The 526-nt window shown below is 35.0% G+C and carries 1 pseudogene; it reads right to left on the bottom strand.

Annotated elements, in window-relative coordinates:
• Positions 1 to 526: pseudogene (locus BCT81_RS04795) on the bottom strand (glycosyltransferase family 61 protein); the annotation flags it as partial.

Genomic DNA, 526 nt, shown 5'->3' with positions numbered 1-526 from the left:
AAAGTTAACTGTTCACGAAGAAATGAAATATGAAAATCAAAATATTCCTTTTCTCCATATTTCAGGAAGATATCAGGTCGTTTTAAATCATGAATATTTTCCATTAGGCTTAATTCATGATGGTACATGTTTTCCCCGAAAATCACAGCGTCTGTAGATCCAATAACTTGGACTCCACTTAAACGCACAACTTTAGTGTCAGGTAATCTTCCTTCAAGAGGTGACCGCTTGCACTCCTGATTATCTACATACAAGAGTGGTCCTTGTACACTTGCATAACGTTCCGACACATGCCTGATGATTTCACAATCCCCCCCCAATAACTCTAAATCCTCAACAAGCCGTACATCCAGGCAATTATCTTCAGGCTTGTTATCTTTAGGTTCAGCTTCTTTAGATTTAAAGAAACTTATTACTTTAAAAAAAACATGGCGGTAGAATATTATGCTGTCAACATATTGATGTCGAATAAATCTAGGAAACAAATAATATATACTTCTTAATATAAAAATGAACATTTCTGCAC

This window comes from Vibrio sp. 10N.261.52.A1 (assembly GCF_002876325.1).
In the GTDB taxonomy this organism is placed as follows: domain Bacteria; phylum Pseudomonadota; class Gammaproteobacteria; order Enterobacterales; family Vibrionaceae; genus Vibrio; species Vibrio chagasii.
Note: the sequence above shows the minus strand (reverse complement) of the source record. Positions and strands in the feature narration are given on the sequence as shown.